Raw genomic sequence first — 20,838 nt, forward strand, 5'->3', positions numbered from 1 at the left:
CGATGCGCGGCTGGCCCGGTAACCGGCAGTGGAGGACCTACCGGTCGATATCATGGCGAAATCCGACCTGAGCGACACGCTTGGTAAAACCGCTGCCTGACGATTTCCTTCAATACGGCATAGGTACGGAGCGACAGACTGGCGGGCCTTTCTTCCCAGACGAGCGATGCCCGCCATGCAGCAGTTCCTGATCATTGCCGCCGCCCATTTCCTGGCGCTGATTTCCCCCGGCCCGGACTTCTTTCTGGTCGCCCGCACCTCTCTGGCAGCGGGCTGGCGAGTCGCCAGTGGCGCCTGCCTGGGCATCGCCGTGGCCAACGGCGTGTTCATCGTCGCCGCCTTTACCGGCGTGTCGGTGCTACAGCCTGGCAGCGCACCGTTCATCACCCTGCAGCTGGTCGGCTGCCTCTACCTGCTGTATCTGGGCGTGCTGTTCATTCGCCATGCCGGCAGCAGCGTGCTGCAGGCACCGGGCGAGGTGGCGCCGGCCAGCCGGGCCTCCTGGCGGCAGGCGGCCGGCATGGGTTTTCTGTCCGGCATCCTCAACCCCAAGAACGCGCTGTTCTACGTCAGCCTGGCGAGCATGCTAGGCGCCCAGAGCAGTGCCGGCTGGAAGGCGTTCTATGGCCTGTGGATGTTCGCCGTGGTGCTTGGCTGGGATCTGCTGGTGGCCCTGGCCATCGGCAATGGCCGGCTGCTGGGCAACTTCCAGCGCGCCCTGCCGCTGCTCGAACGACTCTCGGGCCTGGTGCTGATAACCCTGGCCGCGGGCATGCTGGTGATGCTGCTGAAGGATTGAATGCCCGCAGCGCCAGGAAGCGCTGCAGGCTTTGCCGCCTGATTACACCCGAAAGCGCTGCACCTGGCTCTGCAGTGCGCCGCCGAGCTTGGCCAGTTCCTGGCTCGCCTCGCTGGTCTGCTCGCTGGCCGTGTAGGCCTGTTCGGTGATGCTGCGCACGTTCAACACGCTGCGGTTGATCTCCTCGGCCACGGCGCCCTGCTGCTCGGCCGCGGCGGCGATCTGCTGGGTCATGCTCTGCACCGCCGAGATATTCGCGGTGATGCTCGACAGCGCCTGCCCGGCATTGCGGGCCAGTTCGACGCTGTCGGTGGTCAGGCTGAGGCTGGCGTCCATGCGCTGCACGGCGTTGCGAGTGCCCTGCTGCAACGCGCCGATCAACCCTTCGATTTCCTGGGTGGACTGCTGGGTGCGCTGTGCCAAGCCACGCACCTCGTCGGCCACCACGGCGAAGCCACGGCCAGCCTCGCCGGCCCGTGCCGCCTCGATGGCGGCGTTGAGGGCCAGCAAATTGGTCTGCTCGGCGACCGATTTGATCACGTCCAGCATGCTGCCGATACGGTCACCCTCGGCAGCCAGGCTGCCGATGGCATCGCTGGTCAGCTGCACCTCGCCGGTGAGGTTCTCGATCTGTTCGATGGCCTTGAGCACGATGCGCGCGCCATCGTTGGCGTCGCGTGCGGCATGATCCACCGCGTTGGCAGTGTCCACGGCGTTACGGGCCACATCGTGCACCGTGGTGGTCATTTCATGCATGGCGGTGGCGACCTGCTCGGTCTCCAGTTTCTGTTCACTGGCCCCGGCGCGGGTCTGCTGGGTGATCGCCGAGAGCTCTTCGGTGGCGCTGGCGATCTGCGTTGCGCCATCGCCGATATGGCCGATCAGCTGGCGCAGGTTGCCGGCCATTTCAGCCAGACCCTGTTCGAGCTGGCCAATCTCGTCGCGGCGCTGCGCGCTGGCCTGGAAGGTGAGATCGCCGCTGGCGATGCGCTGCACGTTCTGCAGGGCCGCACGCAGCGGCGGCGCGATCTGCCGGGTGATCAGCACGGCGCCGAGCACGCCCAGGCTCAATGCCAGAACCAGGCACAGGCCCATGGTCCAGGCGGCGCGATGGGTATCTTCGGCGCGCAGCTGCATCTGGTTGGCATAGAGCGCCTGGCTGATGCTCAGCATGGAATCGCCCTGTTTCTGCACCTCGAAGCTGTCGGCGTCGATCCGCTGCAACGCGCTCTGATGGGTCTGCAGGCTGTCGCGGTAAGCCTGAACGTTGTTGCCCAGCTCGTCGAGCGTGGCCTGCTCGGCACCGCCAAGCGTCTCGCGCAGCACCGCCAGGCTGCCCAGCGTCTGGTCGACGGCCTTGGCCGCCGCCGCGAAGCTCTTGGGGTTGTTGCCGTAGGTGTAGGCACGGGTTTCAAAGCGGGCATAGAGGAACTGCATCTGCAAATCCTTGACCGCCCGGTAGATCCTGTACTGATCCTCGACGCTCATATCGGCGGCGATCAACGTGTCCAGGCCGTCGAGCAACTGCAGTGCCTTGTCGCCGGTGGTTCGCCGCACCAGGCGCGAGGCCTCGATCTGCTGGTAGCTGGTCTTGAGGCCGGCCACCGCGCCCCGATAACCCATCAGGCTCTGCGCCATCTCATCGACGTGCTGGACATTGGCACTGGTGGTGAAGAACGACTGCAGCGCCTGCAACGTTTTCCCGGTGGCCTCGATTCGGCCATCCAGGGCTTCGGCTTTGTCCACACTGCCCTGGCTCTGCAGGTAACCGGCACGGGCCAGGCGCATGCTGCCCAGCTCGTCCATCAGGCTGTTCACCGCGCTCATGCGATCCATGCGATAGGAAAGCCCGGCGATAGAGCTCCAGCCAGACCAGAAGATCAACAGGCTCATCAGCAATAACAAGCCGAAGCCGATCATCAGTTTCTTCCCAACACTCACGTTCGCGAGCCAGTGATACATGGCAGAAGCTCCTTTCCCCAGACATTGAAAATCACCGCGGCAAGGCGAGCTGCACCCTTATGGTCGATGCTTGCGCCAAACGCGTCGCCCCAGGCGAGCCTGCCCGGTATCGACAGATGCCTGCCAACTGCCGCGCCTGGACAGATCACGGGCAGGCACGAGCGTGCCGCAGATCTGGCCAAGGACAGTTGGAAGCGATGAGCGAATGCAGGCGTACGGCGGGGTCGGAGGCGAGAATGGCAGAGGGCGATAATTCGTTCAAATGCAAATATCCGAACCTTTATTCCTAATGGCGCATCAATAAATCTAGTGTCGCGACGCGCTTCGGCAGGCCTGAGGCTCTCTTTAGAAGATCCGCCTCAGTTCCCGTTGCCTGCCAGAGCGCGATAAAGCTCGGCACGTCGTGGCTTACGCAATTGATGACGGATGGCCCGGTAACAGGCTAGGCTGCCCAAGCCAGCGAAGCCGATCACCAGACACATGGGCCGTGCCGTGCCGTCGGCCAGCGCGCTGACCACCCAGCTGAATAGCGCGCCACAGGCGAATTGCAGCGAAATGCCGAGGCCCACGGCGGCACCGGCATTACCCGGAAACAGGCTCATCAGGCTGGCGATGCAGTTGGCACCGATCAGGCCGCTGATGCCCATGAACAACAGTACGCCAACGGTGATGGAAAACGGCTGCCCCCAGCCGGCCAGGCCAATGACGATCAGCAGTGCGCCAGCGCAGGCGGCTACGGCGCTGCCAACGCCGAGCATCTGCAACGGGCCGAGACGACGCACCAGGCGCGCATTGATGACGGTGGCCAGGATGATGCCGAGGATGTTCAAGCCGAACAGCAGGCTGAAGGCCCGCGGCGAAAAGCCGAAGTGGTGGATGAACAAGAACGGCGACGCGGTGATGAAGGCGAACATGCCGCCCACCGACAGCCCCATGGCGAGGATGTAGCACAGCGCCAACGGGTCGCGCAGCACTGCACCGTAATGAATGAAGGAGGCCAATACCGAACGGGTGCGTGCATCAGCGGGCAAGCTCTCCTGCAGGGACGTCGTCACCGCCAGCAGGCAGGCGCCGCCGAGCAGCGACAGCATGACGAAGATGGTGCGCCAGCCGCCGAGCAGCACCAGATAGGTGCCCAGAATCGGCGCCAGCAACGTGGCGACCATTGCGATCACGTGCATCAGCGACAGCACACGCGCCGCCTCGCTCAGCGGGAACAGGTCACGCACCACGGTTCTGGCCAGCACCAGTGCGCCGGCACCGCCGACCGCCTGCACGAAGCGCAGCACGATCAGTTGCTCGACGCTTGCCACCCAGATGCAGCCCAGCGAAGCGAGGATGTACAACACCAGGCTGCCCAGCAACAGGCGACGGCGCCCGTAGCGATCCGACAGTGGCCCGTACAGCAGCATCCCCGAGCAGAGACCGGCCAGGAACACGCCGATGGTCAGTTGCACGCGCGCATCCTGAGTACCCAGGTCGCGCGCGATGTCCGGCAGGCTCGGCAGGTAGGTGTCGATGGACAGCGGCGAAAAAGCGGCGAGCGTGGCCAGCAACCACACGAGCCCGCGTGGCCGGGTAAGCGAAGACATTAGGGCGGTCTCGGGTTGGCGAAAAGAGAATCAACCGGAAGCACGGCGGGTTTGCGATGGGTACTCGCCAAACAGGCCGCGGTAGTTTCGCGAGAAGTGGCTCAGGTGATAGAAGCCCATCTGCGCGGCCGCCTCACCGACGCCACACGCGGTTGTCGAGGTGCTGGCCAGGCGCCGACGCACGGCATTGAGGCGCAGGTTGCGTAAATATTCCACCGGTGGAATGCCGGCAACCACCTGGAAGCTGTTCTGCAGTGTGCGGCGGCTGACACGCAGGCGCTCGCACAGATCCAGCACGCTCAGCGGCTCGTCGACGCAGTCTAGGGCCAGCTCCTGGCTCTTCTTCACTAGGTAGGAGCTTACCGCCAGGTTGCCATGGCGCCCGCGATGCTCACGCTGCGCACTGCCGAACAGGTCCAGCAACGCATCGATGAGCCCGTCCTCGAGCAGCCGCTCGGCAGCCACGCTGACGCCCCCAGAGGCCTGCAACAAGTGCTGGAACACCGGATAGACCTGTTGCTGGAAGCGCTTGAGCGCCGCATCCGGCACATCGATCTGCGAAGCACTCTTGAGCAGGTCGAGCTGTTGCTGGGGCAACTCCAGGGCGGCGAGCTTGGCGAAGCGCACGGTGTCCACGGTCACGGCGAAAAAGTGGGTGCCTTCCGGGGCATGCAGCAGAAACTCCTCGCCGTCACGCAGCAGCACCACGCTGTGGGCACCCACCTCGTGCTTCTGCACCACTGGCGCACAGGCCGAGCTGAGCACCAGGGCCAGGCACAGGCGCCCTTTCGGGGCATACCCATGTTGCACGACACGCTTGTCGAGCACTTCCTGGAAGATCTGGAAGCGCTCGGAAGATACCTGCTGCAATTGCGTGCTCAGGCTGCCGCGACCGAGCTGGTCGTACACCTGACGCCAGCCGAGAATCGACCCGGCGTGTTGTTGCGGGTCATTGAAGGATCGAACTTCTGCGAACATGATCGGTGCACTCCACGGCTTGTGTGTAACGCTTCGCCACACGCGGCTCTGGCGGTGAAAGACGCTGTAGCGAAACGCGCACTTCCCCTTCCCGGCCACATTTATCGTTATTCGCGACACCACCTAAACAGGCGATATGCCACTACAGGCTCTCCGGCCCTTGCCCCGCTTGGAACTGCAGAGCCAAATCCATGCCAAGCATGCTCAGCCGGTAGCCACCAGGCTCGATGGCAACGGGTGGTAACAGCGCACCGGAGAGGATGATCTGTCCGGCACTGAGGCGATGCCCATCGGCCAGCAGCCGGCGGATCAACCAGCAGGCATTGCTCAGCGGCGACTCTTCACCGAGGCTGCTGACTCCGTCGCCCAATGCACGGCCTTCATGCACCAGCCGATACTCCACCTGGGCATGACGCCGCGCGTCGAAGGGCTGGCGAGCGGACAGGCAATAGGCAGCAGCAGCCGAGTTGTCGGCAACGAAAGCGCCGGCCTCGAAACTCCAGTGTTGCCAGCGGCAATCAGCGATTTCGAAGGCCGCAGCCACTTCGCCGATGGCTCTGAGCAACTCCTCATCGCTGTAGAAACCTGGGTTGAGGTCCTGGCCAAGGATCACCGCCAGCTCGATTTCCAACTTGGGCTGGATCAATTGCGCGAGATCGACCGGCTGCCCCTCGGCAATCGCCATGGCGTCGGTCAACGCGCCATACACCGGCTCGCTCAGGCCGAAACGGCGCTGGGCTGCAGCACCGGCAAAGGCCACCTTCCAGCCGCTCAGCCGTTCATGGCGCGCTTCACGGACCAGCACGCCCAGGCGCTGCAGCTCGTAACCGGCGGCCAGGTTCAGGCCGTCGCCCTGCTCGCGGGGCAGCGCCACCCGCTCACGGGCCGCCTGCAGCAGGCGCTGGGCCAGATTGGCCTGGCTCATGACAGTTGCCCCTGCAGCTTGGCCAGCACGCTTTCGAGGCGCTCGGGCGTGGTGATCGCAGCGACGAAACGGTCCGGGCGTACCACCACCACGCAGTCGCGCACCTTGGAAAACCAGTTGCCGAGCTTGTTATCGACGTCTTCCACGCTGATCACTCCGTCAGCGCTCAGCGGCTGGTTACGGCTGCCGCTGCGCGAGCGATTGACCTGGATGAATCGGGTATTCCAGCGTGCCCAATAGGCCCTGGTTTCGTCGCTGAGCTCGACCGTTGGGTTGACCCGGTAACCGAGCACCGCGTAGGAGTCGCCAAGCACTTCATCGAGCCGGCGCTTGTTGCGCTCGGCATCTTCGACGAAGGGCTGCACGAACAGCTGGCCAACCAGGTCGCCTTCGCGCAGCTCCTCGCGCTCGTGGTGCACCAGGCCCTTGATGAGTGTCGCCTTGGGTTTGAACTTGAACTCCAGGAGGTGCGAACGCAGGTTGTCGACGGTGTTCACTGCCTGGAACAGCCAATCGCGTACGCCGGCCATCAGCGGGTTGGTCAGGCCAAGCACGGCACCCATATTGTCGGCCAGGCTGATCAGGTCAGTGGCGTGACCGCGGCGCTCGACGTCGTAACTGGCGATGATCTTCGGCGACGCGCGGCCCTTGAGCACGGCGACCAGTTTCCAGGCCAGGTTGGCGACGTCACGCAGGCCGGAGTTCAGGCCCTGGCCGGCCCATGGCGGGGAAATGTGCGCGGCGTCACCGACCAGTGCCACGCGGCCTTCGACGAAGCGCGCGGCGACCCGTGAATTGTGGGTGTAGGCGCGGATGCGCACGATTTCCAGCTCGTCCACCGCATCGCCGATGTGGTTGCGAATCAGTTGGCGGATGGTGCCCTCTTCGCACATCCTCGCCTCGTCCTCGCCTTCCTTGAGCATGAACTCCCAACGGCGCTGGCGGTACGGCAGGTAGATGCACACGAACGGCCGCTCGGGGTCGGCGTGCAGTGCTGTGTACGGGGCGTCGAGGGAATCGTTGGTGACATCGACCACCACCCATTTGCGCGGGTGGGTCATACCCAGCAGTTCGATGCCGAGTTTCTTGCGCACGCAGGAACGCCCGCCGTCGGCGCCGACCACGTATTGTGCATGCAGCTCGTAGGGCTCGCCATCGGCGCCCTTGACCTGCAGGGTCACACCCTCCTCGTTCTGGCTGAGGTCGAGCATCTCGTGGCCCAGGCGCAAGTCGACGCTGGTGTGGCGCGGCAACGCGTCACGCAGGGTGCCTTCGAGCAGCTGCTGCATGAAGATGTTGCGCATTGGCCAGCCATACTCGGCGGCCGTTGGTTTGACCTCGGCAAAGCACACGCCACGGGCGTTGTAATAACGCAGCGGCACATCGCAGATCATGTCGCGAATGGCGATGTCGGCGATGCCGATGCCCTGCAGTACGCGCAGCGCCTCATCGTCCATACCGACCGCACGCGGGTACGGGAGGATGCCCTCGGCCAGCTCCAACACCACGCACTCTATTGCGTGATGGCCCATGTAGTGGGCCATGGCGATGCCGTTTGGCCCTCCGCCGACGATGACTACCTGAGTCGTCTCGCGTTTCATGCTTTCACCTGTTTCTTGTAGGTTTTGGTGTAGTGCAGCTAGCCACGCCGTGCGCGCAGGTAGTCGCCGACCACCTGATTGAACAGCGCGCTCTGGTCGTCGTGAACGTAGTGGCTGGCGTCGTCGATCACGGTGGTCTGAATGTTCGGGTTGGCGCTCTGCAGCGCCTCCAGGGTTGGCAGCGGCAGGAAATCCGAACGACCACCGCGGATGAACAGCGTCGGGCAATCCAATGCATGCACCGCCGGCCACAGGTCGGTCGGGGTGATGCTCAGACGCGCCTCGGCAATGCCTTGCTGGTCATGGCGCCAGGTGATGCCCTGCTCGGTTTCCTTCATCGAATGCGCCAGCCGCGAGGCCAAGCCCTCAGCCGACAGGCCCGGACGCGAGCGCTGCCAGAAAGCCCGCGCCTGCTCCCAGTCGGCGAAGTACAGGGGGGTTTCGCGCATCTCGCGGCGGATCCGCTCGGCGCCGTCCCCCACGCTCGACGAGCCCGGGCCGATGTCCTCGATCACCAGGGCCGACAGGCGGCCCGGATGCTGGCGGGCGTACTCCAGGGCATTGGCGCCGCCCAGGGAATGGCCGACCAGCATGAAACGGTCCAGGTGCAGGTACTCGACCAGGTCTTCGAGGTCGCGCACGTAATACTCGGTGCAGTAGGTGCGGCTGTAGGCCCAGTCACTCAGTCCGCGTCCGCGTTGGTCGAGCGCATAGCAGCAGAACGCATCCCCCAGGGACTCGGCCAGCGATTGCCAGGTCTGCGCATAGGCGCGCAGGCCGTGCAGCAGGATCACCGGCGCGGCGTCCAGCTTGCCCCACTGCAAAAAGTGCAGCGGCAGCATCGAGCGGTTGTGGAAAAAGTGACTGTTGGACATGGCGGTTCTCCGGCCGGCGAGGTTCGATCAGGTCAGCCCGTTGTCGCCCTTGATGGCGTCGGCGGTCAGGCCGCCCAGGCGTGCATGCAGGCGCCCGCGGGTGGCGAAGGCCCAGATGATGATCACTTCGTCAGGCGCCGGGCCGTCACCAAAGGAGGCCGATACGGTGTCGTAGTGCGAACGCACATAGAGGGCATCCTTGTGGGCCAGCGGAATGTCGATGGTCACACCCGGTGCGCCGCGCTTGCCGGTCGACGGCACCCATGACTTGCCGCCACCCAGGGCGACGCGAATCGGATCGGCGGCCGGGTTGGTCAGAAAGGCGTTGCCGTGCTCGTACTCACTGGCGCTGCCCACCAGGCAGGCCTTGCCATAGCTGATCACGCTGCGACCGGCGGCCAGCTCATTGATACGACGGCCGAACTCCTTGCCGAGCAGCGGCGAATCATTGATCAGCTCATCGAGGTTTTCGCTGAAGCGCCCGGCGTAGGGGTTATGGATAGCCGCGGCGATCACGTACTTGAACACCGGCTCGCCATCGGCCAGTTGGCCGGTTTCGTTGGCGTGGGTTTCTTCGGTGAAGCTGTACCACTTGCGGATGTGGTAGCTGGCGAAATTCTTGGCTTTCATCGGTATGTTCCTTGCTCAGAGGGGGTCGACGGTGAAGTTGCGGCTCGGTGCCCCGGCCGCCTTGAAACGCGCCTTGGCCAGCGCGTCGTCGTGTTCGGTTTCGAAGAAGAATTCCAGGCGGTTGCCGTCCGGGTCGTGGAAGTACAGGCCGTTGCCGATCTCGTGATCGGTGATCTTGACGATCTCCACACCCTTGCTCAGCAACATGCCGTACAGCTCGCGCAGCGTGGTCATGTCGCCGGCCACTTCCAGCCCGTAGTGCTGCAGGCCCAGCCCGCCCTGATGGGCGCCGGGCTCGGCCTTGATCAGTGCGATGTCGTGGTGCTTGCTGCCAAACGCCATCATCACCCAGGCCTCGCCGCGGGCACTTTCATGCATGCCCAGCACATCGGCGTACCACAGTGCCGAAGCGTCAGGGTCGGTGACGAATAGCGAGATATGGGTGCGCAAGATGTCGATTTTCATCGCATGGCCCTCACTTCTTGATGACGGACGTGTGCCCGGCCTTGATCTGCGCGACCGCAGGCGTCCACAGCACGTCGGCGATCTCGCTGAATTCGCGCCACTGTTTCTGCCAGCCGTTGCCGCCGTTCACCGAGGTGAATAGATGCCCGTACTTGGTGCCAGCGACGATCTGCTGCGGGTTGGCCGGGTTGAAAGCGATGGCCCAGACGCAGGAGTTGGGCTGCTGCGAAAGCGGCAGCACTTCCCAGGTGGCAGCGGCGTCACGCGAGACCAGCACTTTGCTGGTGGTGCCTGGGGTGCCGTCGGAGATGCTCAGGTAGAGGGTGTCTTCGCTGCCCACCGGCGCATTGAGCACACGCACGTAGTACAGGCCGAAGGCTTCGGCGCCGATGACTCCGGTCCAGGTCGCGCCTTCGTCGAAACTGCGGTACACGGCGTTGACGCACACCACCACGATGATCTTCTTGCCATGGTTGGGCAGCACCACGATGTTGTGAACATCGGAGTTGTAGTCCCACAGCAGGCGGTCATCGACACGGGTGAAGGTGTCGCCGCCGTCGCGGCTGTGGAACAGGCCGCCCTCTTCCAGGCCGAACCAAACCTGGTTGCGGTCGGTCGGGTCGTAGGCAAACGCCAGCAGGCGCGGCTTGCTGACGCCCTCGCAGAACTCGGGAATCTCCACCGGTACGCGGTACCAGCTGGCGCCCGCATCGAGGGTGCGCCACAGCACGGCACGCGACGGTGCGCCGGTGCCGACGAAGATGCGCTTGGCATCCTTGGGGTCGACCGCCACTTTCCACACCGTCTCGCCATTGAACGGCGAGTCGACGCGGGTCCACTTGCCGCCGGTATCGTGGCTCACGCACAGGCCGACGTCGGTGCCGGCGTAGATCACTTCCGGCGCTTGCGGGCTGACGCTCAGCGAGCGGGTGATGGCGTCGAACTCGATGTCCTGGCCGAGGCCCAGACGATGCCAGGTCTTGCCGTCGTCGGCGCTGCGGATCACCGCTTGGCCGACGGTGGCCACCAACAGGGTTCCGTTGCTCATGGTTGCCTCCTCAGATGAAGATGCCGCGGGTCAGGCCGCCATCGATACCGATGGATTCGCCGGTAACAGCGGCCGCTTTTGGGGATGCCAGGAAACCGATCAGCCAGCCCATTTCGATTGGCTGCAGGGTGCGGCGGATAGGCGTGGAGTCGATATAGGCCTGCTCGACCTGTTGCGGGGTCTTGCCCTGCTTGACGCCTTCACGCTCGTACAGCTCGTGGATGTGCGGGGTGTCGACCACGCCGGGGTGGATCAGGTTGACGGTGATGCCCGACGGGCCGAGCTGGTCGGACAGGGTCTTGGTCATGTGGGTGATGGCCAGGTTGCGCATGCCCGACAGCACCTTGCTGCCACGACCAGTGAGGCCACCGATGTTGATGATGCGACCGAAGCCGGCGGCCTTCATGTGCGGGGTCACCGCCTTGGCGCAGCGGAAGTAGCCGATCACCTTGGTGTTGAGGTCCGACAGCAGCTCGTCGTCGCCGGCGTGCTCGATGTCGTTGCGCACCACGCCGGACGGCGCAGCGGCACCGTTAACGAGGATGTCGATACGGCCGAAGTGATCCTTGGCCTGCTGCACCATGGTCGACACGGCCTGCATGTCGTTGGTGTCACAGAACAGCGGCAGCACTTCATTGCCGGTTTGCGCAGTGATTTCCTCGGCGGCAGCGCGCAGGAATTCCATGCGGCGTGCGCAGATCACCACCTTGCAGCCTTCCTCGGAGAGAAAGCGCGCGACTTCTTTGCCGATGCCCATGCCGCCGCCGGTGACGATGGCGACGCGGTCTTTGAGTTGCAGATCCATGATGATTCCTCTTGTTATCGTGTGTTCAGGCGAGATCGACGTAGACGCTCTTGGTCTCGGTGTAGGCGTCGATCACGTTCTTGCTCATTTCCCGGCCCCAGCCGGATTGCTTGTAGCCACCGAAGGGCGAGGCCGGGTCGACCACGTTCCAACAGTTGATCCATACCGAGCCGGCCTTGAGCTGCGCCGCCAGGCGATGCGCCGAGCGCAGGTCGCGGGTCCACAGGCCGGCAGCCAGGCCGTACGGCGAGTCGTTGGCGCGCTGAGCGAGTTCGTCGACGTCGCTCCAGCTCATGACCGTGAGCACCGGGCCGAAGATTTCCTCGCGGGCCACACAGGCCTGCTCGGCGCGGTCGAAGAAAACCGTGGGTTCGATGAAGTGGCCTTGCTCCAGATGCGCCGGGCGCTTGCCGCCGCAGATCAGCTCAGCGCCGTCTTGCACGCCGCGCTCCAGGTAGCCGGTCACGGTGCCCAGCTGGCGCTCGGAAACCAGTGGCCCGAGGGTGCTGCGACTGTCCAGGCCGGAGCCGATGACGTGGGCGGCAGCGTGCTTGCGCAGTTCCTCGAGCACCTGGTCGAGCACCGACTCATGCACGTACAGGCGCGAGGCAGCGGTACACACCTGCCCCTGGTTGTAGAAAATGCCGTCGGCAGCACCCTTGGCAGCGCGCACGATGTCGGCGTCGGGCAGGATGATGTTCGGCGACTTGCCGCCCAGCTCCAGGGACACCTTCTTCATGTTGCTGGTAGCGGCCTGGGCAATCAGCCGGCCGACGTGGGTCGAGCCGGTGAAAGCGATCTTGTCGACATCGGCATGCTGGGACAGCGGCGCGCCGGTACGCGCACCGAAGCCGGTGAGCAGGTTGACCACACCGGCCGGGAAGCCCGCTTCCTCGATCAGCTGGACCAGGCGCACGGCCACCAGCGGGGTCTGCTCGGCGGGCTTGAGCACCGCGGTGCAGCCGGTAGCCAGGGCCGGGCCGAGCTTCCACACGCACATGTTCAGCGGGAAGTTCCACGGCACGATCAAGGCGCACACACCCACCGGCTCGCGCAGGGTGTAGTTGAGCATCGGCGCGCCGCTGGCCGGCGAAACCGGCAGCGTGCTGCCTTCGATCTTGGTCGGCCAGCCGGCGAAATAGCGAACGATGTTGGCAGCGGCGGTGGCCTCACCACGGGCAGAAGCGATGGTCTTGCCGTTCTCCAGGGTGATCAGTTGCGCCAGCTCTTCGCGGTGCGCGTCGATCAACTCGGCCAGGCGGAACAGCAGGTAGCCGCGACGGGCCGGGGTTTCCCAGCGCCACGGGCCTTCGAAGGCGGCACGGGCGGCGGCAACGGCAGCATCGACATCGGCTTCCTCGCCCTCGGCGACTTCACACAGCACGGTGGCGGTAGCCGGGTTCTCGACGGCGAACCGCTTGCCGCTGGCCGCCTCCACCCACTGGCCGCCGATCAGCAGGCGCTTGGGCGTGGCCAGGAACTCACGGACGGCAGGTAGCAGTTGAATCTCGCTCATGGCTCACAGCTCCATTTCGATCAGGCAGGGCGCGGCGCTGGCGATGGCGCTCGCCAGGGCCTGACGCAGTTCGATATTGGTACGCACGGTGCTTGCCGGTACGCCGTAGCCTTTGGCCAGGGCCTTCCAGTCCACCCGCGGGCGATCCAGCTCGGTGAGGGCCAGGGCCTGCGGGCCGAAGTCGTTCACGCCGTAGCGGCGCAGCTCGTTCTGCAGAATCGCGTAGCGGTGGTTGGCGGCGATCAGGATGATCACCGGCAGCTGCTCACGGGCGATGCTCCACAGCGTCTGGATGGTGTACTGGGCGCTGCCGTCCGATTGCAGGCAGAACACCGTGTTGCCGCGCTCGGCCAGGGCCGCACCAAAGCCGGCCGGAATGCCCTGGCCGATGGCGCCGCCGGTATTGGTCAGCACGCGGTGGCGGGTCGCGCCGGCCGACGCGGTGAAGAACGGGTAACCGCAGGTGCCGCCTTCGATGGACACGATGCAGTCGTGAGTCAGGGCCGCCGACAGCACCTTGCCGATGGACTGCGGCGACAACGCGTCTTCGGCCGGCGGCATCTCGATGCCTTGCGGCGCAGGCACATGAGCCGGCGCCTGCAGGGCGTCGGCTACCGCGCTGATCGCGCCGACCACGTCGTCACCGACCTCGGCCAGAGACAGCAGGCGGTCACGCTCAGCCAGGCGCGAGGCGATGCCTTCGTAGCCGAAGTAGCTGATCGGCTCCGGCACACCGGCGCACACCACCAGGTCGTACTGGTCGAGAATCTCGATGGCCACTTCGGGGAAGTACGGCAGGCGGTCGAGATCCGGCAGGCCCCCACCGCGATGGCTGACCCGCGGAAAGGTTTCGGCGAACAGGCGCACACCCGGCAGGTGAGCCAGGCGGCCAGCGGCTTCCAGCCCCTCAGCTGTGAGGCCGCTATCACCGACGATGAACACCAGACGCTTACCAGCCTTGAGGGCGGCTACTACCTGCTCGACCTTGTCACCGGCCAGGCGACGAACCGGCGCCTGCAGCGGCGCGAAGCGCGAGGCGCCAGCCGACACTTCATTGGCCTGCAGATCCATCGGCAGAATCAGGCTGGCAATCTGCCCGCGTGGTTGCCAGGCGGCCTGCACGGCACTCTGAAAATCCTCGCCGACGCGCTCGGCGCTACGCGAGGTTCGCACCCAACCGGATACCGCGCCGGCCAGGGCCTCGATATCGCTGGCCAGAGGTGGATCGTAGTTGACGTGCCAGGAAGCGTGATCGCCGATCACGTTGACGATCGGCGTGTTGGCGCGGCGGGCGTTGTGCAGGTTGGCAATGCCGTTGGCAAAGCCAGGGCCCAGGTGGGTCAGGGTCATGGCCGGCTTGCCGGCGATGCGTCCGTAGCCATCAGCGGCACCGGTACACACGCCTTCGAACAGCGATAGCACGGGCTTGAGTGTCAGCGCGGGATGCTTCGCGATGGCAGCGACCAGGGGGATCTCGGTGGTTCCCGGGTTGGCAAAGCAGTATTCGACTCCGCTGGCGGCAGCGGCCTCGATCAGTAATTCGGCACCATTCATTCGTCTGCCCTCGCAGGCTTGCTTTGTTTTTTGAGATTTATTCCATCAAATAAAAAAACTTCCAAGCAATTTTTGTAGATTTACTCAAAATACGAGACAAATGAGATTTTTAAGCGTAATTTGACAATCAGTTATCATCCTGCGAGATTCTCTGCCCCCGCCTGCGCCAACGGCGTATGCGTGCAGGCCTCGTCAGGGCCCGCAGGTTTTGCAAACGCGAAGCGGCAAGCAGATGCCGCGCAAGGAGTGAGATGAGCAGCTTGAGCAAGACTCTGGGCGTGCTGGATCTGTTCGGCCCTGAGCAGTTGCAGGTCGACCCGGAGACCATCGCCGCGCGCATGGGGCTTTCACGTGCCACGGTGTACCGTTACGTGAAGGATCTCTGCGAGGCGGGCCTGCTGACCCGCGTTGGCGCCGGCAGCTATGGACTGGGGCCGCGGATCATCGAGCTGGACTGGATGATGCGCCAGTACGACCCGATCCTCAGCGCCGGGCGCGAGCTGATGCACGAGCTGGCCGACAAGACCGGCCTGGCGGTGTTCGCCAGCGTTTTCTACGACGGGCATATCATCAACACCTACATCACCGAATCCCACGACGCTTCGCACTTCGCCTTCGGCCGCGGCCACCCGCTGCCGCTGTTTCGCGGCGCCCAATCCAAGGTGCTGGTCGCTTCGCAGAAGGGCAAACGCCTGCAGAAGCTGCATGAAGAAATCGCCCGCGACCCCAGCAATCCGTACAGCGCCTGCAGTTGGTCGGAGTTCGCCAGGATGGCCAAGAAGATCCGCAAGGACGGCTACAGCATCACCCACGACGAGCTCAATACCGGGCACACCGGCATTGCCGCACCGATCGTCAGCGTCGATGAGAAGGAGGTAATGGGCAGTATTTCGGCGGTGGGTACCACGGCCAACTTCCGCCTGCTACGCCAGGAAACGGTGCTCGACATGCTCATCGACACCACCAGGCGCATCGCCCAGAACATTCACGCGCAGCGCTCGATACCAGCGGCGTGAAGCGGATAAGGGAAAAGGAAAACCGACTGCCCGCGAACGGGCAGTCGTGCGACCAAATGCGTGGAGCGAGTCGCCAAGAGGGTTAGGTGAACGCCGCTCGGGTGGCGCGTAGTTCACGATCTTCATGCTGGGTTTGATCTATTTGACTGCAACGTGGCGCAAGCGGCCGTTCCCCGATCCACTGTGGGAGCGCGCCATGCGCGCGAAAAATCGCGGGCATGGACTAGGCGTCCCCGCCCGTTCCCACAGCTACTGCGCTGATGTCCGCTTCTGCCTATAGCTGCCCATAGCCATGCCTAGAAGGATCGTGAACAGTTTCTTAGAACGGCACGATGACCATCAACTGGCTGTAGACGTTGGTGCCATTGCCGCCAACCTGGCTGCCGATGCCACCGTCGTCGGAACTCTTCTTGGGCTGATAGAACCCCACCAGCGGTGCGATGGTCAGGTGCTCGCTGACCGCCCACTCGGCGTACAGATCGAGCTCACGCGCGTCGCGATTGATGGTGTCGCGGTCGTGCAGCGTACTGAAGTCGAAGAACAGCGCGCCCAGGGTCAACCCTTGCATCGGCGTGGCCTTGAGGCCAACGTGATGAATACCGGTATTGGTGTTGAACGGGCCGGCGTAGTTGGCCGCCACCTCGCCCTGAAACCAGGTGCCGTAGCCGGTACTGAGGCCAGTGAACAGCGAATCCCAGCCGCCCGAGAAGCGCGTATAGCGGTAGGTCAGGCTGGGCGCCCAGGGCGCATCGGCGAAGGTGTAGCCAGCCTCGGCGTACCAGGCCTTTTCCACGCCGGTATCGACATCCTGCCAGGCATATTCGAAAGCGAAGTTGGCGTTCTCGATACCGGCACTGCCTTCACCGCGAACGCTGTACACGTCCATGTTGTCGCGCTGCGCCTGGATCGGATTGGCCCAGCGCTCATTGACGTCCAGGCCGTGGATCCAGGTCAGCCCCAGGGTACCGGCATCGGTGGTGTAGTCCAGGGTACTGGCGGCCAGTTCGGTTTGCGCCTGCACGCGGTTGTCGGACTTGAGCCACAGAACCGAGCCATGTACGCCCTCCTGACCACCCAGACGCAATACCGCGGTGCGATCGAAGGCATGCCGCGCGGCGGCGTAATAAGCACCGCCGCGGTTGAGGCTCCCGCCGTTCGGCCCTTGAGGGCCGTTACCCAGGTTGGTGCCGTCGTCGTTGATCAGAAAGCCGCGCCCCAGCTTGACCACCTGACGGCCAGCGGAGAAATCCACGCCATCCTGACCGAGCGCGGGGAACAGGTCGCCAGAGCGCCAGCCCAGGTAGGCATCCTCGATCTTGGTGGTGCGTTCGGAGCCGTCCGAATTGCCGCCGGCATCGCCATCGCCCCAGGTCGCCGAACTGACCAGGCTGAAGGCGCCGTAGGCGGTACCCGCCCCGGCCAACCCCTGGTCGCCGCTCAGGCCGTACTTGATGAAGCCTTCGCGCCAGGTCGAGCCGCCGCTGGTGCCGTCGTAGTTCTTGCGGCTGTTCATCATGCCGAATACCGCGAGCACATCGGCGTTGAGATGGGCGTCATCGTCGCTGTACAGCTCGACAGCACCTGCCGGCGCAGCCAGGCCGATGGCTAGGCTCAAGGCTAGGCCGCCACTGGAGAGGCGAATTGCCCGTTTGCGATGTTCCATGGTGATGCTCCTTTCACGTCCGTTTTATCGTGGTTGGCGTTGGGTCCGGGTGCATGCTTCGCTGGCTTGCCCCGGATACGGTGCCGCCTCGAAACAGCCGCCCTCACCCGCTGGCGGCCGTTTTCGATGAGTGTGCGGTCTGCTCATGACCACCCACCGGCAGCGTTACCGCGCAGTGGGATTGGCATAGAAGGGAGTGGCTTACAGCTTGTGGCTGCCGAGCCTGGCGAAGCACTCCGGCGATTTGCGACGAAGGCGCATGGCCAGCAGCACCCCACCGATCAGCGCCGCCGGGATAACCGCGCAGAGCGCATAGGAAATTGCCTTGCTGGAGCCGGTCAGCACGTCGAAGTGGATGACCGCGATGACCAGCACCACGCAAAGGGCCATGCACGAGAAGGCCGGCATAACGAGGCGACGCAGCAGGCCCAGCTTCAGTTGCGGGTTGCGCTTGAAGTACATCAGCACCGCGGCCGAGGTCAGTGCCATCAGCAACAGCAGGCACAGCGTGGCCAGGCTGGAGAACCAGGCGAACAGCTGCAGGATCGGATCGGCCTCCATCACCGCGAAGATCAGCACGACCACTGCCGCGATCAGGCTCTGCAAGGCCGATCCCATGTGCGGGCTCTGGTGGATGCGGTGGGTAAGCCCCAGCGACTTGGGCAGCAGGCCGTCACGGCCAATGGCGTAGAAGTAGCGCGCCGCAGAGTTGTGGAAAGCCAGGAGCCCTGCGTAGATGCTCACCACGAACAGCACGCGGATCACCTGAGTCAGCTCGGCGCCGACGTAGTGATCGGACAGGCCGTAGATGAAGGTGGTCGGATCGGTCAGGCTCTGCAGGGTCGGTACGATCTTGTCGGTGCCCACGCCGATGACCATCGACCAGATCGAGAGGGCGTAGAAACAGCCGATCAGTAGCACCGACACATAGGTGGCGATGGGAATGGCCCGTTGCGGGTTCTTCGCCTCTTCGCCATAGATGGTGGTCGCCTCGAAACCGATGAACGCGGCGAAACAGAACAGCAGGCCAATCGACGGATTGCCGCTGAATACCTGTTCGGCCTTGAAGGAATCGAAATTCACTCCGCTATCGCCACCGCTGTGCAGGATCGCGATGTCCAGCACCAGAATGGCCAGGTACTCGGCGACCACGATCAGCGACAGCACCCGCGCCGACAGGTCGATGTTGCGGTAACCGAGGATGGCCACGCTGACCATGGCCATCAGCGAGTAAGACCACCACGGCAGGTCGATGGCGAACACGCTGGACATGGTGCCGGCCATCACACCGCCGAACATGCCATACAGGCCGACCTGCAGGATGTTATAGGCGAACATCGCCAACATCCCTGCCGCGCCACCGGCCAGGCCGCCCAGCCCACGCGATGAGAAGGCGTAGAAACCGCCGGCATTGGTGACGTGCCGCGCCATGGTGGTGTAGCCCACCGCGAACGACAGCAGCACCAGCAGCGCTATCACCAGCAGGGCTGGCGTGCCCGCGCCACTGCCCAGCATGATGCCGATCGGGAACCCGCCGGCCAGCACGCTCAACGGGCTTGCCGCGGAAATCACGAAGAAGATGATGAAACCGACGCTCAAGGCACCGCGCCGCAGCTCGTTCGAGCCTGCAGGCGAACTCATGGATACGCTCATTCTCTTGACCTTATTTTATGAGGCAGTTTTCAAGGGCCGGAAGAAGGCAACGCGCCCGCTTGGCCGACCGAAACGCAATTGTTATTGGCTGTCGAAAATGATCCTAGGCCCTTCCCCTGCGGTGCGTTATCCCAAATTGGCAGCCAAAAAATGCCCCATTGCCAAGATGGTTCACGGCCGTTCAGCACCGCTCCATGACATTGCCAATTCGGGATAACGCCCGCGCAAACACCGCTTCTACCATCGACCCCACACGGGACAGCAGTGATGACGCGCTCCCCCGCTGCCGGCTGAGCGACGTCCACCAGGCCAGCGTACTCGGTTCGCCGGACAACCGATTCACCAGCCACGCCCGTTGAGCCTCTCGGCTCGCTCGATCAGCACACCGGTGGCATTGGTCATTCAAGGAGCGACGCCATGAAACCTCTGATCTGCTTGTTCGTGATGCTGGTCTGCACCAGCGCCCACGCCGAACAGGTGCTGCGTTTCTTCAGTTGGCAGGACTACTTCGACCCCGCGGTCATCGAGGACTTCCAACGCAACACCGGCATCCGCGTTGAGTACGAGAGTTTCACCACCGCCGAGCAGTTGATGCAGGCCATGCAGTCAGGCACCGCCTATGACGTGATCGTGCCCTCGCATTTCATGCTCAACGACCTGACCGGCAACGGCAAGCTGGCGAAACTCGACACCGGCCGCCTGGCCCACTACAAGCAACTCGATCCCTGGTTGTTGTCGATGCTAGCCGGCCAACCCGCGGCGAAGCAGCATGTGGTGCCTTACCTGTGGGGCTCGGTGGGCATCGCGTTGGATAAAGCCAAGGCCCAGGCCGCCTATCAAGAGCCGCTGCGCACCAGCTGGAGTCTGCTGTTCGAGCCCCAGCAGGTGGCGCGCCTGCTCACCTGCGGCGTGGGCTTACCCGACGCGCCCCAGGAAGTGACCTCGCTGCTGCTCAATTACAAGGGCCGCAACCCGGCAGTCAGCAGCCCACGGCAGATCAGCAAGGCCCTGCAGCCGTTGGCGTCGCTGATGCCCAAGCTCGCCGAACTGAACAACTGGGCATACATCGACGCCCTGGCCGCAGGCCGGCTGTGCATTGCCATGAGCTGGAGCGGCCACGCCCTGATGGCCATCGAGAAAAACCCGGCGCTCAGCTACCTGATTCCCGACGAAGGCGCTGCGATGTACATCGATACCCTGGCCATTCCCGCCAACGCGCCCAACCCGGAACTGGCCTACCGCTTCATCGACTTCATGATCACGCCGGAAAATGCCGTGCGTAATGCTCGGGCCACGCGTTTCTACGCACCGTTGCCGAGCGATTCGGCGCTCATGCAGCGCTTCGCCAACGAGCACCCGATGCAGGTGATGAACGCTACCCAGCGGCGCGGCAGCTACCTGCTGGAGTCCCTGAGCGATGCCCAAAAGGCGGCGCTCGATGGTGCCTGGCAGAAACTCAAGGCGGCTCGGCAATGACGCCAGGGCGCTACCTCGCAAGTCGACTAGTGTCTATATGACACCCCAAGCGACAGGCGGCTGCTAGGCAGCGTCATTTCGTCTACCTGTCCCTCACGAAAGAAATCTTTGCGCCGATAGAGATCAAGTACTCAACCATGCAGTACAGCACGCAGGCCTCGCTGCAATGCTGCTCAAGACAAGAGAGAGCGCCATGTTCAATTCCATGTCCATTCGACTGAAAATCGTCCTGCTCTCCGGCCTGTGCCTGCTTGGCGTGACCGCCCTGATCGTGGGCATG

The 20,838-nt window shown here is 64.1% G+C and carries 17 protein-coding genes and 1 pseudogene; 3 read left to right on the forward strand and 15 right to left on the reverse strand.

The window, feature by feature from the left end:
- Positions 1-175: 175 nt before the first annotated feature.
- Complete coding sequence (locus tag BVH06_RS12230) at positions 176-799, forward strand: LysE family translocator (protein WP_075934239.1); 624 nt, start codon at positions 176-178, stop codon at positions 797-799.
- 42 nt (positions 800-841) lie between these two features.
- On the opposite strand, the gene BVH06_RS26285 is transcribed toward BVH06_RS12230, so the two are convergent.
- The 13 genes and pseudogenes from BVH06_RS26285 to BVH06_RS12290 all read right to left on the reverse strand — a co-directional run bounded on the left by BVH06_RS26285 (position 842) and on the right by BVH06_RS12290 (position 14,750).
- Positions 842-1,705, reverse strand: a complete 864-nt coding sequence (locus tag BVH06_RS26285) for a methyl-accepting chemotaxis protein (RefSeq protein WP_371915287.1) — start codon at positions 1,703-1,705, stop codon at positions 842-844.
- Positions 1,697-2,761 (reverse strand): annotated as a pseudogene (locus BVH06_RS26290) (methyl-accepting chemotaxis protein); the annotation flags it as partial. The pseudogene BVH06_RS26290 and the gene BVH06_RS26285, both read right to left, overlap by 9 nt.
- Before the next feature lie 359 nt (positions 2,762-3,120).
- Positions 3,121-4,353, reverse strand: a complete 1,233-nt coding sequence (locus BVH06_RS12240) for a multidrug effflux MFS transporter (RefSeq protein ID WP_075934241.1) — start codon at positions 4,351-4,353, stop codon at positions 3,121-3,123.
- A gap of 30 nt (positions 4,354-4,383) precedes the next feature.
- A complete protein-coding gene (locus BVH06_RS12245) occupies positions 4,384-5,331 on the reverse strand; it encodes a helix-turn-helix domain-containing protein (RefSeq protein ID WP_075931141.1) in 948 nt (315 codons plus the stop codon).
- A gap of 142 nt (positions 5,332-5,473) precedes the next feature.
- Positions 5,474-6,256 carry a 2-keto-4-pentenoate hydratase gene (locus BVH06_RS12250; protein WP_075931142.1) on the reverse strand — a complete coding sequence of 261 codons (783 nt, stop codon included), beginning with the start codon at positions 6,254-6,256 and terminating at the stop codon, positions 5,474-5,476.
- Positions 6,253-7,857, reverse strand: a complete 1,605-nt coding sequence (locus tag BVH06_RS12255; RefSeq protein ID WP_075934242.1) for a bifunctional 3-(3-hydroxy-phenyl)propionate/3-hydroxycinnamic acid hydroxylase — start codon at positions 7,855-7,857, stop codon at positions 6,253-6,255. The genes BVH06_RS12250 and BVH06_RS12255 overlap by 4 nt, the downstream gene beginning before the upstream one ends.
- A gap of 38 nt (positions 7,858-7,895) precedes the next feature.
- Positions 7,896-8,732: an alpha/beta fold hydrolase gene (locus BVH06_RS12260; protein WP_075934243.1), complete on the reverse strand. Its 837-nt coding sequence runs from the start codon at positions 8,730-8,732 to the stop codon at positions 7,896-7,898.
- Between the two features lie 27 nt (positions 8,733-8,759).
- Positions 8,760-9,362 carry an amino acid synthesis family protein gene (locus tag BVH06_RS12265; RefSeq protein WP_075931145.1) on the reverse strand — a complete coding sequence of 201 codons (603 nt, stop codon included), beginning with the start codon at positions 9,360-9,362 and terminating at the stop codon, positions 8,760-8,762.
- A 15-nt stretch (positions 9,363-9,377) separates the two neighbouring features.
- A complete protein-coding gene (locus tag BVH06_RS12270; RefSeq protein WP_027906094.1) occupies positions 9,378-9,827 on the reverse strand; it encodes a VOC family protein in 450 nt (149 codons plus the stop codon).
- Between the two features lie 10 nt (positions 9,828-9,837).
- Positions 9,838-10,875 (reverse strand): glycosyl hydrolase, encoded by a 1,038-nt coding sequence (locus BVH06_RS12275; RefSeq protein WP_075931146.1) that lies wholly within the window; start codon positions 10,873-10,875, stop codon positions 9,838-9,840.
- 10 nt (positions 10,876-10,885) lie between these two features.
- Positions 10,886-11,680 carry an SDR family NAD(P)-dependent oxidoreductase gene (locus BVH06_RS12280; RefSeq protein WP_075934244.1) on the reverse strand — a complete coding sequence of 265 codons (795 nt, stop codon included), beginning with the start codon at positions 11,678-11,680 and terminating at the stop codon, positions 10,886-10,888.
- A gap of 25 nt (positions 11,681-11,705) precedes the next feature.
- On the reverse strand, positions 11,706-13,196 hold the full coding sequence (locus BVH06_RS12285) for an aldehyde dehydrogenase family protein (RefSeq protein ID WP_075931148.1): 1,491 nt from the start codon (positions 13,194-13,196) through the stop codon (positions 11,706-11,708).
- 3 nt (positions 13,197-13,199) lie between these two features.
- Complete coding sequence (locus BVH06_RS12290) at positions 13,200-14,750, reverse strand: acetolactate synthase large subunit (RefSeq protein WP_075934245.1); 1,551 nt, start codon at positions 14,748-14,750, stop codon at positions 13,200-13,202.
- A gap of 251 nt (positions 14,751-15,001) precedes the next feature.
- Between BVH06_RS12290 and BVH06_RS12295 the strand changes: the two genes are divergently transcribed.
- Positions 15,002-15,766 (forward strand): IclR family transcriptional regulator, encoded by a 765-nt coding sequence (locus BVH06_RS12295; RefSeq protein WP_075931150.1) that lies wholly within the window; start codon positions 15,002-15,004, stop codon positions 15,764-15,766.
- Positions 15,767-16,085: 319 nt separating this feature from the next.
- Here BVH06_RS12295 and BVH06_RS12300 read toward each other — a convergent pair whose 3' ends face one another.
- Positions 16,086-17,429, reverse strand: a complete 1,344-nt coding sequence (locus tag BVH06_RS12300) for a hypothetical protein (protein WP_075934246.1) — start codon at positions 17,427-17,429, stop codon at positions 16,086-16,088.
- 201 nt (positions 17,430-17,630) lie between these two features.
- Complete coding sequence (locus BVH06_RS12305; RefSeq protein ID WP_075931152.1) at positions 17,631-19,082, reverse strand: APC family permease; 1,452 nt, start codon at positions 19,080-19,082, stop codon at positions 17,631-17,633.
- 417 nt (positions 19,083-19,499) lie between these two features.
- On the opposite strand from BVH06_RS12305, the gene BVH06_RS12310 reads away from it, so the two are divergent.
- The gene (locus BVH06_RS12310) at positions 19,500-20,558 is read left to right on the forward strand and encodes an extracellular solute-binding protein (RefSeq protein ID WP_075934247.1); all 1,059 of its coding nucleotides are present in this window, start codon (positions 19,500-19,502) and stop codon (positions 20,556-20,558) included.
- The last annotated feature ends 280 nt before the right edge of the window (positions 20,559-20,838 follow it).

The organism is Pseudomonas sp. PA27(2017) (genome assembly GCF_001945445.1).
Classification (GTDB): Bacteria; Pseudomonadota; Gammaproteobacteria; order Pseudomonadales; family Pseudomonadaceae; genus Aquipseudomonas.

Bases quoted from the DNA above. Each gene is read 5' to 3' on its own strand.
- BVH06_RS12230 (WP_075934239.1), top strand. From the start codon at position 176: ATGCAGCAGTTCCTGATCATTGCCGCCGCCCATTTCCTGGCGCTGATT.
- BVH06_RS26285 (WP_371915287.1), bottom strand. From the start codon at position 1,705: ATGGCCGGCAACCTGCGCCAGCTGATCGGCCATATCGGCGATGGCGCA.
- BVH06_RS12240 (WP_075934241.1), bottom strand. From the start codon at position 4,353: ATGTCTTCGCTTACCCGGCCACGCGGGCTCGTGTGGTTGCTGGCCACG.
- BVH06_RS12245 (WP_075931141.1), bottom strand. From the start codon at position 5,331: ATGTTCGCAGAAGTTCGATCCTTCAATGACCCGCAACAACACGCCGGG.
- BVH06_RS12250 (WP_075931142.1), bottom strand. From the start codon at position 6,256: ATGAGCCAGGCCAATCTGGCCCAGCGCCTGCTGCAGGCGGCCCGTGAG.
- BVH06_RS12255 (WP_075934242.1), bottom strand. From the start codon at position 7,857: ATGAAACGCGAGACGACTCAGGTAGTCATCGTCGGCGGAGGGCCAAAC.
- BVH06_RS12260 (WP_075934243.1), bottom strand. From the start codon at position 8,732: ATGTCCAACAGTCACTTTTTCCACAACCGCTCGATGCTGCCGCTGCAC.
- BVH06_RS12265 (WP_075931145.1), bottom strand. From the start codon at position 9,362: ATGAAAGCCAAGAATTTCGCCAGCTACCACATCCGCAAGTGGTACAGC.
- BVH06_RS12270 (WP_027906094.1), bottom strand. From the start codon at position 9,827: ATGAAAATCGACATCTTGCGCACCCATATCTCGCTATTCGTCACCGAC.
- BVH06_RS12275 (WP_075931146.1), bottom strand. From the start codon at position 10,875: ATGAGCAACGGAACCCTGTTGGTGGCCACCGTCGGCCAAGCGGTGATC.
- BVH06_RS12280 (WP_075934244.1), bottom strand. From the start codon at position 11,680: ATGGATCTGCAACTCAAAGACCGCGTCGCCATCGTCACCGGCGGCGGC.
- BVH06_RS12285 (WP_075931148.1), bottom strand. From the start codon at position 13,196: ATGAGCGAGATTCAACTGCTACCTGCCGTCCGTGAGTTCCTGGCCACG.
- BVH06_RS12290 (WP_075934245.1), bottom strand. From the start codon at position 14,750: ATGAATGGTGCCGAATTACTGATCGAGGCCGCTGCCGCCAGCGGAGTC.
- BVH06_RS12295 (WP_075931150.1), top strand. From the start codon at position 15,002: ATGAGCAGCTTGAGCAAGACTCTGGGCGTGCTGGATCTGTTCGGCCCT.
- BVH06_RS12300 (WP_075934246.1), bottom strand. From the start codon at position 17,429: ATGGAACATCGCAAACGGGCAATTCGCCTCTCCAGTGGCGGCCTAGCC.
- BVH06_RS12305 (WP_075931152.1), bottom strand. From the start codon at position 19,082: ATGAGCGTATCCATGAGTTCGCCTGCAGGCTCGAACGAGCTGCGGCGC.
- BVH06_RS12310 (WP_075934247.1), top strand. From the start codon at position 19,500: ATGAAACCTCTGATCTGCTTGTTCGTGATGCTGGTCTGCACCAGCGCC.